The 16,038-nt window shown below is 59.8% G+C and carries 12 protein-coding genes; 5 read left to right on the forward strand and 7 right to left on the reverse strand.

Annotation, left to right across the window (positions count from 1 at the left end; genetic code table 11):
* Positions 1 to 84 precede the first annotated feature (84 nt).
* The 4 genes from N5J69_RS09915 to phoB all read right to left on the reverse strand — a co-directional run bounded on the left by N5J69_RS09915 (position 85) and on the right by phoB (position 4,313).
* Positions 85 to 1,191, reverse strand: a complete 1,107-nt coding sequence (locus N5J69_RS09915) for a cobalamin-independent methionine synthase II family protein (protein WP_279769955.1) — start codon at positions 1,189 to 1,191, stop codon at positions 85 to 87.
* Positions 1,192 to 1,355: 164 nt separating this feature from the next.
* Positions 1,356 to 2,276: a PstS family phosphate ABC transporter substrate-binding protein gene (locus N5J69_RS09920; protein WP_279769956.1), complete on the reverse strand. Its 921-nt coding sequence runs from the start codon at positions 2,274 to 2,276 to the stop codon at positions 1,356 to 1,358.
* A 19-nt stretch (positions 2,277 to 2,295) separates the two neighbouring features.
* Positions 2,296 to 3,609 (reverse strand): phosphate regulon sensor histidine kinase PhoR, encoded by a 1,314-nt coding sequence (gene phoR, locus N5J69_RS09925; protein ID WP_279769957.1) that lies wholly within the window; start codon positions 3,607 to 3,609, stop codon positions 2,296 to 2,298.
* 14 nt (positions 3,610 to 3,623) lie between these two features.
* A complete protein-coding gene (gene phoB / locus N5J69_RS09930) occupies positions 3,624 to 4,313 on the reverse strand; it encodes a phosphate response regulator transcription factor PhoB (protein ID WP_279769958.1) in 690 nt (229 codons plus the stop codon).
* A 197-nt stretch (positions 4,314 to 4,510) separates the two neighbouring features.
* On the opposite strand from phoB, the gene sbcD reads away from it, so the two are divergent.
* The 3 genes from sbcD to N5J69_RS09945 all read left to right on the forward strand — a co-directional run bounded on the left by sbcD (position 4,511) and on the right by N5J69_RS09945 (position 10,053).
* Positions 4,511 to 5,710, forward strand: coding sequence for an exonuclease subunit SbcD (gene sbcD / locus N5J69_RS09935; protein WP_279769960.1), 1,200 nt, complete (start codon positions 4,511 to 4,513; stop codon positions 5,708 to 5,710).
* Positions 5,707 to 9,381 carry an AAA family ATPase gene (locus N5J69_RS09940; protein WP_279769962.1) on the forward strand — a complete coding sequence of 1,225 codons (3,675 nt, stop codon included), beginning with the start codon at positions 5,707 to 5,709 and terminating at the stop codon, positions 9,379 to 9,381. Before sbcD ends, N5J69_RS09940 begins: the two co-directional genes overlap by 4 nt.
* A 357-nt stretch (positions 9,382 to 9,738) precedes the next feature.
* Positions 9,739 to 10,053 carry a cell envelope integrity TolA C-terminal domain-containing protein gene (locus tag N5J69_RS09945; protein WP_279769964.1) on the forward strand — a complete coding sequence of 105 codons (315 nt, stop codon included), beginning with the start codon at positions 9,739 to 9,741 and terminating at the stop codon, positions 10,051 to 10,053.
* Here N5J69_RS09945 and N5J69_RS09950 read toward each other — a convergent pair.
* Together N5J69_RS09950 and N5J69_RS09955 are read right to left on the reverse strand one after the other, a co-directional pair.
* Positions 10,050 to 11,117, reverse strand: coding sequence for an AraC family transcriptional regulator (locus tag N5J69_RS09950; RefSeq protein WP_279769966.1), 1,068 nt, complete (start codon positions 11,115 to 11,117; stop codon positions 10,050 to 10,052). The two genes, N5J69_RS09945 and N5J69_RS09950, sit on opposite strands and share 4 nt — an antisense overlap.
* A gap of 162 nt (positions 11,118 to 11,279) precedes the next feature.
* Positions 11,280 to 12,284, reverse strand: a complete 1,005-nt coding sequence (locus N5J69_RS09955; RefSeq protein WP_279769967.1) for a phosphotransferase — start codon at positions 12,282 to 12,284, stop codon at positions 11,280 to 11,282.
* A gap of 250 nt (positions 12,285 to 12,534) precedes the next feature.
* Between N5J69_RS09955 and eat the strand changes: the two genes are divergently transcribed.
* Positions 12,535 to 13,899, forward strand: coding sequence for an ethanolamine permease (gene eat / locus N5J69_RS09960; protein WP_279769968.1), 1,365 nt, complete (start codon positions 12,535 to 12,537; stop codon positions 13,897 to 13,899).
* Positions 13,900 to 14,007: 108 nt separating this feature from the next.
* On the opposite strand, the gene mak is transcribed toward eat, so the two are convergent.
* On the reverse strand, positions 14,008 to 14,919 hold the full coding sequence (gene mak, locus N5J69_RS09965; protein ID WP_279769970.1) for a fructokinase: 912 nt from the start codon (positions 14,917 to 14,919) through the stop codon (positions 14,008 to 14,010).
* Positions 14,920 to 15,065: 146 nt separating this feature from the next.
* On the opposite strand from mak, the gene rdgC reads away from it, so the two are divergent.
* Entirely contained in the window at positions 15,066 to 15,977 is a 912-nt protein-coding gene (rdgC, locus tag N5J69_RS09970; RefSeq protein WP_279769973.1) for a recombination-associated protein RdgC, read from the forward strand.
* The last annotated feature ends 61 nt before the right edge of the window (positions 15,978 to 16,038 follow it).

Here is a 16,038-nt window from a genome sequence, read left to right on the forward strand (position 1 = left end):
AGAGCGTGAGAATTCCCTGCATAAACGGGCTGACAGATACACAAAAGGCGCGTTTTACGCGCCTGTCTGCACAACGTTACAGCATTACCAGACCTGATTAGCGATATCGACCACCAGACGAATCTTCTGCCACTGCTCCGCTTCGCTGAGGCTGTTGCCCTCTTCGGTTGAAGCGAAGCCGCATTGCGGGCTGAGGCAGATTTGCGCCAGGCTGACATACTGCGCCGCCTCTTCCAGCCGGGTTTTCACCTGTGCCGGATCTTCCAGTTCACCCACTTTCGTGGTGATCAGGCCCAGCACCACCTGCTGATGTCCCGGCTTAATGTAGCGCAGTGGCTCAAAGCCGCCGGAACGGGCATTGTCATACTCCAGGAAGAACGCATCCACGTTGACGCTGCCGAACAGGATTTCTGCCACCGGCCCGTAGCCGCCTTCAGAGATCCAGGTTGATCGGAAATTACCGCGACAGACATGCAGACCCACGGTCAGATCGGCAGGTTTATCCTCCAGCGCTTTATTCAGAACCTGAGCATAAGTCTGTGCCAGCTGGTCCGGGTCGTCGCCACGCGCCCGGATGTCACGCTTCTGATCTTCAGAACAGAGGTAAGCCCAGACCGTGTCATCCAGTTGCAGGTAGCGACAGCCTGCATCATAAAACGCCCTGATTGCCGTTTTGTACGTCTGCGCCAGATCGTCGAAGTAGTCCGCCAGATCGGGATAGACCGCAGCGTCGATCACTTTGCGGCCGCCACGGAAGTGCAGCACGCTGGGGCTGGGAATGGTCATTTTCGGCACCGCATCCCCGGCAACGCTCTGCAGGAAGCGGAAATGTTCAAGCATCGGATGATCTGCCGGGAAACCGAGTTTGCTCACCACTTTCACGCCATGCGCTTTGGTCTGCACGCCATTAAACTGGATGCCCTGCTCCGCTTCATAGCGCTCGACGCCATTCAGGCCATAGAAGAAGTCGAAGTGCCACCAGCCGCGACGAAACTCGCCGTCAGTTACCACTTTCAGGCCATTTTCACGCTGTTTCGCTACCACATCGCGAATGGCTTCATCTTCAGCCTGGCGCAGGGCTGCGGCATCAATCTCTCCGGCTGCAAACTGCTCACGAGCCTGTTTAATCGCAGCGGGACGCAGGAAGCTGCCGACGGTATCGGCACGGAACGGGGCGGTTTCTCTTTGCATGATCACTCCTGTCTCTCCTGCAAATTGTTACGGCAGGAAATAATTACATTCTGATATAAATAGCCATCTGGATGGCTATATGTCTGAATGCAGAGTGACACGCGCCGACGCTGTCTGCAACTGAAGAAAATTCAGCAATGATGAAAAAAATTCACGTTCCAGACTTATTGCAGGGCTGCGCGTGCCTGTGCCATCTGGCTGTCAGAAAGCGGCAGGTAGCCGGCCTCGCTGACCCGCCGCTGTCCCTGCGCCGAAAGCACCTGCTGCAGAAACGCGGCCACCAGCGGCGGCAGCGGCTTGCCAGGCGCTTTATTGACGTAGAGATAGAGCGGGCGCGCCCAGGGATAGCGGCCACTGCGGATAGCATCGGCATCCGGGGCAATCGCCTGCCCCTGCGCATTCACCACCGACAGCATTTTTACGCCGCTAAGATGAAAGCCAAAACTGGCGTAGCCGATGCTGCGTGAATTTCCTGCCACCGCCTGCACCACCGCAGCCGAACCGGGGAATTCCGCCACGTCGCTGCGAAAATCGCCTTTGCACAGCACCTGCTGTTTGAAGAACCCCCAGGTGCCGGAGGCGGAGTTGCGGCCATAACGCTGAATGGGCCGTTTGCTCCATTGCGCACCGGTTAAACCGAGATCGCCCCAGCGCTGCGGCACGGAGTGTGCGCCACACAGACGGGTCACGGAGAAAATAGCGTCGAGCTGACGCGGTTCAATCTGCTGCAGCGGATTACGTTGATTCACCACCACCACCAGCGCATCCATCGCCACCGGAACCGCCAGCGGCGGATAGCCGTAGCGCGCCTCAAAGGCCTGGCGTTCATCTGCCTGCATCGGGCGGCTCATCGGACCGAGCTGGGCGGCCCCCGCCGCCAGTGCGGTTGGCGCGGTAGACGAACCGGAGGCCTGAACCTGCACATTGACGCCCGGTGCCTGGCGACTGAAATCTTCGCCCCACAGGGTCATCAGATAACCGAGCGTGTCGGATCCGACGCTGCTGAGATTGCCGGAGAGCGTGCCGGGCTGAGCCAGCGCCAGGCCCGGCAGCAGAGTGACGATCAGTAAAAGAAGGATGCGCATCAGGAAGATCCGGCAGCAATTAATGAACGGCATTCTCCTGCATCACGCTGCTGACAATCAACCTTGCAGGCAGCGTAAAGGTAAAACAGGTCTCTTTGTGCGGCACGCTGGTGATATCGAGCCGCGCGTTGTGGTGGCTCAGTGCATGTTTCACAATCGCCAGCCCCAGCCCGCTGCCGCCGGTCGCACGCGAACGCGCTTTATCGACCCGGTAGAACCGCTCGGTCAGACGCGGAATATGCTCTGGCGCGATACCCGGTCCGTTGTCGCACACCCGGAAGATGGCACCCTGTTTGCCGCGCAGCCAGCTAATATCAATCCGTGTGCCTTCCGGGGTGTGATTCACCGCGTTGTAAACCAGATTGGAAATGGCGCTGCGCAGCTGTTCATCGTTGCCGAACACTTTCAGATGGGGATCGGTATGGAAATGGATGTCGTGACGACCGCCACTCAGCGTCGCCGCCTCATGCTGCAGCAGTTTCAGCATCACCGGCACATCGACCTTCTCTTTCAGATCAATAGCAGGGGCAGCTTCAATGCGCGACAGCGTCAGCAGCTGTTTCACCAGGCTGTCCATGCGGCGCGTCTGTTCCGACATCGTGTGCAGCGCTTTACTGCGCGAAGGCTCGCTCATCACCGAGTCATTCATCATCTCCAGATAGCCCTGCAACACCGTGAGCGGCGTGCGTAGCTCATGGCTGACGTTAGCAAAGAAGTTGCGACGTGCGCCTTCCAGCTGATGCATCTGCGTCACATCCCGCGCCACCAGCAGCCACTGCCCTTCGCTGTAGGGCATGACGCGGAATTCCATATGCAGTTTGTTGTTCAGCACCAGCGTCAGCGGCTTGTCAAAGTCGCGCTGGCGAAGATAGCGGGAGAACTCCGGGTAACGCAGCAGATTGAGGATATTCTGGCCATTATCTTCCGGCCAGCGCAGGCCAAGGTGCTGCTGCGCCAGGCCGTTACACCAGAAAATGGTGCCCTCTTCCGTGGTCAGGATCACGGCATCCGGTAATGATTCGGCCCCGCTGCGGAAGCGTTTAATCAGATTGCCCAGTTCGCGCCGCCGCCGACGGTTGCGCAGCTGCATCTGGTACAGACCATAAAATAGCGGTTCCCAGCTGGCACGCCCGGCAGGCGGCGTCATGGTGCGGTCAAGCCACAGCCAGTGCGACAGCCGCATCAGATTGTGGAAATGCCATAACAGTACCCCCAGCACGCTCAGCAGCAGCCACCAGGGCAGCCCGCCAAACAGCAGGCCCAGCAGCGCCGCAGGCAGACAGGCCAGCAGCAGTTCTGTCAGTAATCTCTTCCAGGAGAGGCGTTCCAGCACGGTAAAGGCTCCGTTTAGTAGCGGGCAGAGAAACGATACCCTGTTCCACGGACGGTTTGTACCATGCGATCGTGGCCGGAAACTTCCAGCGCTTTACGTAAACGGCGAATGTGAACATCGACAGTGCGATCTTCCACATAAACATTGGTGCCCCAGACGTGGTTCAGCAGCTGTTCGCGGCTGTAGACGCGTTCCGGGTGGGTCATAAAGAAGTGCAGCAGCTTATATTCGGTAGGGCCCATTTCCAGCGGAGTGGTGTCGGACATCACGCGATGTGAGGAGGGATCCAGACTCAGTCCCTGAATTTCAATCACCTCTTCCACCGCCATCGGCGAAATGCGGCGCATCACCGCTTTGATCCGCGCCATCAGCTCTTTGGGTGAAAAAGGCTTGGTAATGTAATCATCGGCACCCACTTCCAGGCCGCGTACCCGATCTTCCTCTTCGCCACGCGCAGTCAGCATCATCACCGGGATATCGCGGGTCATCGCCTCGCGCTTCAGATGTTTGATAAACTGAATACCGCTGCCGCCGGGTAACATCCAGTCCAGCAGAATCAGATCGGGCCAGGGTTCAATCAGCTTGCCAACGGCGCTGTCATAATCTTCCGCCTCGATTGGCTGGTAGTCGTTCTGCTCCAGAACAAAACACAACATTTCACGGATGGGGGCTTCATCCTCCACAACCAAAATGCGCTTAGCCATTATTACTCCTGCTGATTATGACGGCTGTCACTGAGATTCGCGGCGCCATTATGCGTCAGATTTGTGACACTTTTATGAAAAACATAACCTGCCTGTAACCTCACGGGTAATCATTTATGACGGCACAGCGACAATTTTTTGCTTTGGCCGCAGAGCCAGTATAATCGCCCGGCGAATCACAACGGCAGGGAGTCATCATGCGCATCATTCATACTGCGGACTGGCATCTGGGGCAGTTCTTTTACAACAAAAGTCGGGCAGCGGAACATCAGGCGTTCCTTGACTGGCTGCTGATCCAGATTGAACAGCATCAGGTGGATGCGTTGATTATTGCAGGCGATCTGTTTGATACCGGCACGCCGCCCAGCTACGCCCGCGAGATGTTTAACCGCTTTGTGGTGGCGCTTCAGCCTTCAGGCTGCCAGCTGATTGTGCTGGCGGGTAACCACGATTCGGTGGCAACGCTGAATGAGTCCCGCGAACTGCTCGCCTGCCTTAATACCCGCGTCATCGCCACCCCACAGGAGCAGAATGATGTGCTACTGCTCAACACCCGCCAGGGCGAGCCGGGTGCGCTGCTGTGTGCCATTCCCTATCTGCGGCCACGCGATATCCTGCGCAGCCGGGCGGGTCAGTCGGGACGCGATAAACAGACCTCGCTGCTGGAGGCGATCGCCCACCACTATCAGCAGCGTTTCGCCGCCGCCCAGGCGCTGGGCTATGCGCTGCCGATTATTGCTACCGGCCATCTCACCACCGTTGGCGTCAGCCAGAGCGATTCGGTGCGCGACATCTATATCGGTACGCTGGACGCCTTCCCCGCCAGCGCCTTTCCCGCTGCGGACTATATTGCGCTGGGCCATATTCATCGCGCCCAGCGGGTCGCGGACAGCGAGCATATCCGCTACAGCGGCTCGCCGATTCCGCTGAGTTTTGATGAGCTGGGCAGCGAAAAAAGCGTCTTCCTGCTGGAACTGGCGGCCAGCGGCCTGCAGTCAGTCACGCCGCTGATAGTGCCGCAGGCGCAGCCGATGCAGGTGCTGAAAGGATCGCTGGCGCAGATTGCGGAACAGTTAAACGCCTTCAGCACGACCGGGCAGGAAAAACCGACCTGGCTCGACATCGAAGTGACCACCCAGGAGTACCTCAGCGATCTGCAACGTCAGGTAGAAACCCTGACCGCTGCGCTGCCCGTCGAGGTATTGCTGCTGCGCCGTAGCCGCGAACAGCGGCAGCAGAGCCTGGCGCGGCTCGACAATGAAACCCTGAGTGAGCTGAAGGTGGAAGAAGTTTTTGCCCGCCGTCTGGCGCTGGATGAGGAGCTGCAACCGGCGCAAATCGACGAGATGACCACATTGTTCCGCCAGACGCTGGCCGCCATGGAAGAGACCCAATGAAGATCCTCACGTTACGGTTTAAAAATCTCAACGCCCTGCGCGGTGAATGGTTCATCGACTTCCGCGCCGAGCCGTTTGCCAGTAACGGCCTGTTCGCCATAACCGGTGCAACCGGGGCCGGTAAAACCACCCTGCTGGACGCCATCTGCCTGGCACTCTATCACCAGACGCCGCGCCTGGGCGCGATTTCCCAGAGCCAGAACGCGCTGATGACCCGCGACTGCGCGGAATGTCTGGCTGAGGTGGAGTTTGAGATCAAAGGCGAAGCCTGGCGCGCCTTCTGGAGTCAGAACCGGGCACGCGGCACCGCCGACGGCAAGCTGCAGGCCCCACGCGTTGAGCTGGCACGCTGCGCCGACAACACCATTGTGGCCGACAAAGTGGGTGACAAGCTGAAGCTGATCGAAACCCTCTCTGGTCTGGATTTCGAACGCTTTACCCGCTCAATGATGCTGTCACAGGGCCAGTTCGCCGCCTTTCTCAACGCGAAAGCCAGTGAGCGCGCCGAACTGCTGGAGGAGCTGACCGGCACCGAAATTTACGGTTTGATTTCTGCCGCTATCTACGAGCGCCACAAAGAGGCGAAAACCCGGCTGGATCTGCTGCGCAGCCAGGCGGGAGCGATGGCACTGCTGGATAGCGACGCACGCGATTCACTGCATCAGCAGCTCACCGACCTGACCGAGGCTGAACAGCGGCTCAGCGCGCACTATCAGCTGGCCCAGCAGCAGCAGCAGTGGCAGCAACAGGCGCAGCAGTTGCAGCAGGAGAGTGTGCAGGCTGAAGCCGCGCTGCAGCAGGCCCAGGTCGCCTCCCTGGCGGCAGAAACTAGCCGCCAGCGACTGGCTCGCAGCGAACCGGCTGAAAAGCTGCGGGTCACACTGCAGCAGCGTGATGCGTTACGCAGTGAACAGCAGCAGGCAGAGAGTCGCTGGCAGCAGCTCACGGCCGCAGCGGCGCAGGCACAGAACCAGCAACAGCAGCATCAGCAGCACTACGCTGCCGCCCAGGTAGCCCGCCAGCAGGCACAGCAGGCACAACAGCAGCAGGAAACTCTGCTGACAGAACAGGTGCTGCCGCTCGATCAGCGCATCACGACGCAGCAGCAGCAGCTTGCAGAGCAGCAGCAGGAAATGACCCATCAGCAGCAGCATGCCAGCCAGACACAGCTCAGCCTGACAGATCAGACGCGGCAGGTCGCAGGCTGGCAGCAGGCGATTGCTGAACAGCACCAGTTACGTGAGCAGCTTGCCGATCTGGCGCACTGGGGCGCTTCGCTGCCGGTGTGGCAGGAGAACTTCGCCCTGCTGGCACAGCGTGAAGCGACCCTGGCGGCACTGACACAACAGGGCGAACAGCAGCAGCAACAGATTGCCGCGCAGCAGGCGAAACAGCAACAGCAGGCACACCAGGCGCTGCCCCGTCAGCAGGCGGAGCAACAGGCCAGCCAGGCGCTGTTACAGGCGGAGCAAGCACTAACTTCGCTTCAGGAACAGCATCCGCCCGTCGCACTGCGGCAGGCATTAAATGAGCTGCATAACAGCCGTCCGGCCCGTCAGCAACTGCTGCTGCTCGCTGCGCAGTGGCAGCCCCTGCACCAGCAACTGAGCCAGCGTCAGCAACAGCTGACGGCGCTGGAAAACGCGCATCAGCAGAATGAAGCGGAACGTCAGACCCTGCGTGAGACGTGGAAACGCCAGAAGCAGCAGCTGGATGATGTCGAAAAAATCTGCGCACTGGAGCAGCAGATTGCCGATCTCAGCGATTATCGCGCCCGGCTCACCGCCGAACAGCCCTGCCCGCTATGCGGCTCCTGCACCCATCCCGCAGTTGAGACCTACCGTACGCTGGAAGTGAGTGCTAACCAGCAGCGCCGGGCTGCGCTGCAGCAGCAAACCGAGGCATTGCGCGAAGCGGGCACGGCAAAAAACGAACAGCTGAAGCAGTCCGCCGCCCAGCAGCAGGCGCTGCGCGACGAAATCGCCGGGGCGCAGCAGCAACTGGACCAGCTTGAACAGCAATGGCAGGCGCTCAGCAGTGAGCTGGCACTTACCTTCTCACCTGGCGATCGCGAGGCCTTAGCCGCGTGGCAGCAGCAGCAAAGCGAACGTGAACGCCAGCTTGAGCAGCAGCGACAGACGCAGGAAGCCGCCGAACAGGCGCGTCAGGCGGCAAAAGATCACCATCTTCAGCAGGCGCAGGCCTGGCATCAACATCTGCAGGCTGAACAACTGGCGCAGCAGTCGCTCACCAGCCTGCAGCAGGCGCTGGATGCGCTGCAACAGCGTCAGCAGCAGGAACAGCAGGCCTGGCAGCAGCTACAGAGTCGCTTAGAGCAGCAGTTCAGTGCGCACAACCTTACCCTGCCCGATGCGGCCGATCGCGATGCGTGGCTGGCGGAGCAGCAGAAGCGCTGGCAGCGCTGGCAGGAAAGTGAGCAGTTGCTCGCTAACCTGCAGCCGCAGCTGTTAAAAGGGGAAACCCAGCTCGCTGCCCTGCAGCAGCAGGCAGCGCTGGAGCAGCAGCAGCTCGCGACCCGTCAGCAGCAGCAACAGCAGAGCCAGACGCAGCTCGACGGGATGCGCCAGCAGCGTCTGGCACTGTTTGGCGATCGCGATGCCGCCCACGCCCGTCAGCAGATGCAGGCCCGCATTCAGGAGTGTGATGAACAGCTGGCGCGGCAGCTTACCGCCCTGCAGCAGGCGCAGGCTGAGGTCAGTCGCCTGCAGGGTGAGCTGTCAGGGCTGGAAAATCAGCGTCACGCCCTCAGCGGTAAACTGGCAGAGGCAGAAAACGCCCTGCACCAGGCACTGAAGAGCACCGGATTCGCGGATGAAGCCAGCCTGCGTGCGGCGCTGCTGGATGAGCAGACCGCGCTGCAACTGCGTCAGCAGCTGCAGCAGCTCGATCAGCAGTGTCAGCACCAGCAGGCCCGACTGGCGGATCTGCGTCAGCGGCACAGCATCCATCAACAGGCGAAGCCCGATGCGATGCCGGAATCTGCGGAGGCGCTCGCGCAGCAACTGGAGCAGTTGCGGCTGGCACTGCGCGACAACGCCAGCCAGCAGGGTCAGATTCAGCAGCAGCTGCACAGCGATGCCAGCCTGCGTGCCCGCCAGCAGAGCCTGATGACGCAGATTGAACAGGATGGCGTAGTGCTGGCGCAGTGGAGCCTGCTCAACGATCTGATTGGCTCCGCCAGTGGCGACAAATTCCGGCGCTTCGCTCAGGGCTTAACGCTGGATCATCTGGTGGCGCTCGCCAACCGTCAGCTCGATCGGCTGCATGGCCGCTATCTGCTGCAGCGCCGGGCGCAGGATCTGCTGGAGCTGGACGTGGTCGATACCTGGCAGGCCGATGCCGCACGCGATACGCGCACGCTGTCGGGCGGTGAAAGCTTCCTGGTCAGTCTGGCGCTGGCGCTGGCGTTATCGGATCTGGTCAGCCACAAAACGCGCATCGAATCGCTGTTTCTGGATGAGGGGTTCGGCACGCTGGATGCCCAGACGCTTGACACCGCGCTGGATGCCCTGGACGCGCTGAACGCCAGCGGCAAAACCATTGGGGTGATCAGCCACGTGGAAGCGATGAAAGAGCGCATTCCGGTGCAGATTAAAGTGCGCAAGATGAACGGGCTGGGTTACAGCCAGCTGGAACTGCCGCAGGGATAACGCGCGGCGCACGCCCTGTTAAACCTGCGGGCTGCGCGAACCTGCGGGGCCGGAATAGCCCGATTCGGTGGCACCGCCCGCGCATCAGCGATGCCGTTAACAGGGCGAGTGCCGTATTTCCTGCCTTTCTCATCACTGAAGTGAACAAGAGCTCATCTGCACAGGGGCGGTAAATTCTGGTTCTGCCGACAGTCGGAGGAATGCCATAGCATTCAGCAGGCCGGTCTGTAGACTGTCAGCAGCAGACCGGAAGATCTTTAAGGAAAGTTGGCCAGTTAAATGAATGTTATTAATGCAGTCGTGCGAATATTGCCAGGGATAGTTATCGCAGCGTCGCTTAGCGCCTGTCAGCAACCTGTGTCAAAGCAAGCTGATAGCGTGGCAAACCTGTGTGAGCCTGCCAAAGATCCGGACAGCAAATCCTGTCACTGGACGCATCAAATGCAGCCGGTGCTGAACCGGCAGTTTACTGATGCGGCGCGTTACGCGGGCCAGCAATGTCTGGTACGGATGGAGTGGCAACAACAGAGTAGACGTTATGCGGTGACCCGGACTCAGGGGGATGAAGCGCTCTGCCTGCGTGCCTGGCAGCTGGTGGCGCAGACCCGCGATCTGCCACCACCGCCGGAGCCGGGACAACCGGCGTGGTTCGGCTTTGCGCCGCGTGGTTAGCTGGCCAGACCTTCCTGACGCCACTGACGCGGACTGATGCCAAACCAGCGGCGAAATGCACGTGAGAACGCGCTGACTTCCGAGTAGCCCAGCAGCAATGCCATTTCCGAAATGGGCAGCTGCTTCTGTTGCAGATAGTGCGTCGCCATTTCGCAGCGCACCTGATCCACCAGCGCGGTAAAGCTGCTGCCCTCCTCGCGCAGCCGCCGCTGCAGTGACCAGCTCGACAGCCCGAGTTTATCAGCCACCTCTTCCAGCACCGGCTCCCCCTGCATCAGAGATAAATTAACCTGAGAACGCGCCAGCTCGATCATGCTCTGCTGCGACGTCCCGCGGTTAAGCCGCCGGATCGCATCCTGCATCACCATCAGCAGGATCGGATCGCTTTCCGGCATTGCGCGCAGCAGATCCCGCTTCGGGATCACCAGCGAATTAAACGGCTGATCGAACCAGACCGGGGCATCAAATACTTTGCAGTGATCGTGCCACTGGCCGGGACGCGGATGCTCAAAATGGACTTCGCGGGGTGCCCAGTGCCTGCCCGCCACGTGACGGATCAGATTCATAAACATCCCCAGCGTCAGCTCTGCATCCTGACGGCGCGACAGGATCGCGCCGTGCCGCACCTGATAGTCAAGCCGCCAGCACTCTCCCTTGTCCACCAGCCGGGTTAAGGTGTCGTGCTGATGCCAGGGAAATGCGCTGACTACATTGTGCAGCGCCTGTTCCAGCGTGTCAGAGCACAAGCCGATATAGCCTATCAGGCCTAATAACTGCGGTTTAAACTGCCTGCCGTAGTGCAAACCGAAGTTATCAGAACCGGAGTGGCGCGCCGCCTCTTCCAGTACCCGACAGTAGTTAACCAGTCCGAGGCTCAGCGTCGGGCTGGACAGGCGTTCCGGATCGATGCCGCTGATGCCGAAAATGCGATCAACATCGCCGCCCTGGGTATGAATAAACTCGCTTAAGCCGGTCGCCGCGGCTGCCAGCACGCCGTGATTGCCTGCCCCCGCCGCTGCAGAGCAGGCGGCAAAGGCATCGGGCTTGATCAGTGTCGGATTCATGGTCGCCTCAGTCAGAAGTCAGGTGGAGCACCCGTCCCTGAGATCAGAGCAAATTCCATACCAGGTCCCCGAGGCCCGGCATGCTGCCTGCGGTCAGGCCGGGCTGCGCACGGGCAGTGAAACCGGCACTGCGACAGCGCAGCGACGCCCGCCGCTGGTGCATCAGACGCCAACCGGCCGCAGATCCCCCTCCAGATAACGGCGGCAGAGGCGGACCGAATGGCTGGCCCACGCCGGGCCGAGGCTGCGTGCCATCTCCGTGTCGGCATGCGATCCCACCCAGGCCGTAAGCTGGATGCGACGCTGGATCAGCAGTGCGGGCAGCATCGCCATCTCCGTATCGCTGATATGCGCCACCTGCTCATAGCCCCGGATCCAGTGATCGATCCACTCTGGCGCACGCGGATGATGCTCAACAAAACTGATCGCCGCCGCCAGATCGTGCAGATACCAGCCGAGCCCGCAGTCATCAAAGTCGATCACCCGCGTTTCGCCTTTATGCAGCAGCAGATTGGTCAGCCGCAGATCGGCATGGATCAGGCCATACCGATCCGCTCCCTTACCAAACTGTGCCATCGCCGCGCCGACCTGCGCGATGGTCTGTTCAACCACGCCGTGATCGGCGGGATTGAGATTCGGCGCATCCTGCCAGCGTCCCCAGTGACTCTCGGCACTGGTCATGGTGTGGTGATCCCAGATTATCCGCTGGAAACCGGCTGGCGGCTGCCACTGCTTACTCTGCTGATGCAGCCGTGCGGTGATCTGGCCCAGCTGCTGAAAGGCGCGGGGATCGACGTCGGTGGTCGGCATCTCCCCGTCAATCCAGTGAAACAGCACCACGTAGCGTTCGCCGCCCTCCGGCAGCCGCAGCGTCAGTACGGTTTCGCCCGTGCTGTCCGGCACCGCTTCCGGCACCATAATGCCGGTTTCACGCAGCGCATCGAGCCACAGCAGCTCGCTGAGGATGTCCGCTTTCTGATGGTAATCGCCACGATGCAGCCGCAGTGCATAACGCTGGCCTGCCGCTTTCACCAGAAACGTAGCGTTCTCTGAGCGGCACAGCAGGCTGAGCTGGCCCTGCAGCGCGGCGGGATAACAGGCCAGCGCCTGTTGTGCCATCAGGGTGAGTTGAGAATCAGTCAGGTTGTCATATTGTTTAGCGCTCATCAGTCCGGCTCCTTTTCACTTGCGTTATCTCAGCATGCGTTGCCAGAAGGTGAGCTGCTTGACTCCAGAGGAGACAAAGTTGACCGCAGCGTGCAGCTGGCCCGGTTGGTGCCTGTGAGTTGACTCTGGAGGACAGAAGTCACTGCGCCCGCGTCAAGTCGCAGCGCGTCAGGCTTCGGCATTATCCCTTCTACTGTAGCGTAATGGCGGTGTAACGCCGCGTGAGACCAACAACGACGGGGATAACAGTATGACAAACAGACTCAAGCCCACACTGGGCACCCTGCATCTGTGGGGGATTGCGGTTGGCCTGGTGATCTCAGGCGAATATTTTGGCTGGAGTTACGGCTGGGCCGTGGCAGGCACGCTGGGGTTTCTGGTCACTACCGCGCTGATCGCCACGCTTTACACCTGCTTTATTTTTAGCTTCACCGAACTGACCACCGCGATCCCCCATGCGGGCGGCCCTTTTGCCTATAGCCGTCGCGCTTTTGGCGAAACCGGCGGGCTGATTGCCGGTCTGGCAACGCTGATTGAGTTTGTCTTTGCGCCCCCGGCGATTGCCATGGCGATTGGGGCTTATCTCAACGTGCAGTACCCGGAACTCAACCCGAAAACGGCTGCGGTCGGGGCTTACCTGGTGTTTATGACGCTGAATATCCTCGGCGTAAAACTGGCCGCGATGTTCGAACTGGTGGTGACCGTGCTGGCAGTGATTGAACTGCTGGTATTTATGGGCGTGGTTTCACCCGGCTTCAGCCTGGCAAACTTCGCCGCGCATGGCTGGGCGGGCAGCGACAGCTTCGGACTGCCCGCCTTTTCCGGCATTTTCGCTGCCATTCCCTTCGCCATCTGGTTTTTCCTTGCCATTGAAGGTGCAGCGATGGCGGCCGAAGAGGCGAAAGATCCGACCCGGACCATTCCCCGCGCCTACATCAGCGGGATTCTGACACTGGTGGTGCTGGCGATTGGGGTGATGCTGATGGCGGGCGGCGCGGGCGACTGGCGCAAACTCGCCGACATTAACGACCCGCTGCCGCAGGCGATGAAAATGATCGTCGGTGAACACTCTAACTGGATGCATATGCTGGTGTGGATTGGGCTGTTTGGCCTGATTGCCAGCTTCCACGGCATCATCCTCGGCTACTCACGCCAGTTTTTTGCCCTGGCACGTGCGGGCTATCTGCCGCCTTCTCTGGCAAAACTCTCACGTTTCCAGACCCCACATCGCGCAATTATTCTCGGCGGCGTATTGGGCATCGCGGCCATTTACAGCGATGGCGTGATTAATCTGCAGGGGATGACGCTGACGGCGGCGATGATCACAATGGCGGTGTTTGGCGCCATCGTGATGTACATCATGAGCATGCTAAGCCTGTTTAAACTGCGCCGCAGCGCGCCGGAGATGGTCCGCAGTTTCCGTGCGCCAGGCTATCCGATTGTACCGGGTATCGCCCTGCTGCTTTCGGTCATCTGTTTACTGGCAATGCTGTGGTTTAATCCGGTGATTGGCGCGCTGTTTGTCGCCATTATGGTTGTGGGCTATCTTTACTTCCTTGCCACCAAAGCGCAGCGCGGACGCGCCCCGCAGGACACGATGCTGGTGGGCGAGTAAACCGGCACGGCCACGCCGGAGTGACGGCTCAACGCCTGGTACTTCAGGGCTGAGCCACCGCTCAACAGTAACCGCGTTAACAGGGCAGCGCCTTGCCCGACTGACACATCACGCCTTGAGCGGCCAGAGCCACGCCGCACCGCGAACGCCGCTGGAATCGCCATGCTGCGCCTTCAGCACCGGCGTTTCACACTCCCCGCCAAACACCCATTTCTTCATCAGTACCGGCACGGTCTGATAGAGGCGATCAACATTGCTCATCCCGCCACCCAGCACGATCACATCGGGATCGATCAGGTTCACCACCTGCGCCAGCGATTTTGCCAGCCGCAGCTCATAGCGACTCATTGCCAGCTCGGCGATCGGATCCTGCTGTGCCAGCAGCGAAACGATCTCAGCACCTTTGCGATGTACGCCGCTCAGCCGCTGATAATCGATACCAAAACCGGTGCCTGATACAAAGGTTTCGATACAGCCCTGCTGCCCGCAATAACAGGGCACTTCCTGACGGTAGCGCAGCTCATCCTCGTCCATCCATGGCAGCGGATTGTGGCCCCACTCACCGGCATTGCCGTTGCCACCGATGCGCGATTCTCCGTTGATCGCCACGCCCGCGCCCGATCCGGTGCCGATGATCACCGCAAACACCAGCGACTGTCCGGCACCGGCCCCGTCAACCGCTTCCGACACGGCCAGGCAGTTCGCATCGTTGGCGATGCGCACTTCCCGGTTCAGCGCCTGAGCCAGATCTTTATCCAGCGGCTGACCATTGAGCCAGGTGGAGTTGGCATTTTTGACCCGCTTACTGTAAGGCGAAAGCGAACCGGGAATCCCGAGGCCGACCGTGCCGGTCTCGCCGGTTTTCTGCTCCGCCAGTGTCACCAGATCGACAATCGCCTGTACCGTTGCCGGATAATCATCACGCGGGGTATTCACCCGGTGGCGGAACAGCTCCTGTCCCCTATCCGACAATGCAATCACTTCTGTCTTGGTGCCACCCAGATCTATGCCTATGCGCAAGGTTACGTCCTCGTTATTCGTTCAGGTGAGAGATACAGTAAAAGGCGTCTGCCTTAAAGGCAATGAAACCACTCCGATGTTTCGCTATCATGCGCGCTGACTCTCGCAGACTTGTGCGCCCGATCGCGCCACGGTAAGGAATCCCGATGTTGTGGTTTAAAAATATGATGGTTTATCGTCTGAATCGTGACATTTCGTTGTCCGCAGATGAGATGGAAAAACAGCTCGACGCCTTCACTTTTTCACCGTGTGGCAGTCAGGATATGAGCAAGACCGGCTGGGTCTCGCCAATGGGCAACCGCAGCGATGCGCTGATCCATGAGAACAAAGGTCAGATGGTGATTTGCGCCCGCAAAGAAGAGAAAATCCTGCCTTCTCCGGTAGTGAAACAGGCACTGGAAGCGAAAATCAGCAAGCTGGAATCTGAGCAGAGCCGCAAGCTCAAAAAAACCGAAAAAGATTCCCTGAAAGATGAAGTGCTGCACAGCCTGCTGCCGCGCGCCTTCAGCCGCTTCAGCCAGACCTGGCTCTGGATCGACACGGTTAATAATCTGATTATGGTTGACTGCGCCAGCGCGAAAAAAGCGGAAGATACCCTGGCGCTGCTGCGCAAAAGCCTGGGGTCACTGCCGGTGGTGCCGCTGACGCTGGAAAATCCGATTGAACTGACGCTGACCGAATGGGTGCGTTCGGGCGACCTGCCCGCCGGTTTCGCCCTGATGGATGAAGCGGAGTTAAAAGCGCTGCTGGAAGATGGCGGCGTCATTCGCTGCAAGAAACAGGATCTGGTGTGTGATGAGATCGCAAACCATATCGAAGCGGGCAAGCTGGTGACCAAACTGGCACTCGACTGGCAGGAGCGCATTCAGTTCATGCTGGCCGATGACGGTTCAGTAAAACGTCTGAAGTTCAGCGATACGCTGCGTGACCAGAACGACGATATTGACCGCGAAGACTTCGCACAGCGCTTTGATGCGGACTTTATTCTGATGACCAGCGAACTGGCCGCCCTGACCAGCAGTCTGGTTGAAGCGTTAGGCGGCGAAGCCCAGCGTTAATCAATAATAGGGCGGCGCTGTTCCGCCCTGAAGTTTTGGCCCACTTTGCCGATAACCGGTT

The organism is Pantoea sp. GD03673 (assembly GCF_029844725.1).
Lineage (GTDB): Bacteria > Pseudomonadota > Gammaproteobacteria > Enterobacterales > Enterobacteriaceae > Pantoea.

What these genes read in the sequence shown, in the direction of transcription:
- N5J69_RS09915 (WP_279769955.1), bottom strand. Translation starts at nt 1,191, where the DNA reads ATGCAAAGAGAAACCGCCCCGTTCCGTGCCGATACCGTCGGCAGCTTC.
- phoB (WP_279769958.1), bottom strand. Translation starts at nt 4,313, where the DNA reads ATGGCTAAGCGCATTTTGGTTGTGGAGGATGAAGCCCCCATCCGTGAA.
- eat (WP_279769968.1), top strand. Translation starts at nt 12,535, where the DNA reads ATGACAAACAGACTCAAGCCCACACTGGGCACCCTGCATCTGTGGGGG.
- N5J69_RS09920 (WP_279769956.1), bottom strand. Translation starts at nt 2,276, where the DNA reads ATGCGCATCCTTCTTTTACTGATCGTCACTCTGCTGCCGGGCCTGGCG.
- N5J69_RS09940 (WP_279769962.1), top strand. Translation starts at nt 5,707, where the DNA reads ATGAAGATCCTCACGTTACGGTTTAAAAATCTCAACGCCCTGCGCGGT.
- N5J69_RS09950 (WP_279769966.1), bottom strand. Translation starts at nt 11,117, where the DNA reads ATGAATCCGACACTGATCAAGCCCGATGCCTTTGCCGCCTGCTCTGCA.
- N5J69_RS09955 (WP_279769967.1), bottom strand. Translation starts at nt 12,284, where the DNA reads ATGAGCGCTAAACAATATGACAACCTGACTGATTCTCAACTCACCCTG.
- sbcD (WP_279769960.1), top strand. Translation starts at nt 4,511, where the DNA reads ATGCGCATCATTCATACTGCGGACTGGCATCTGGGGCAGTTCTTTTAC.
- rdgC (WP_279769973.1), top strand. Translation starts at nt 15,066, where the DNA reads ATGTTGTGGTTTAAAAATATGATGGTTTATCGTCTGAATCGTGACATT.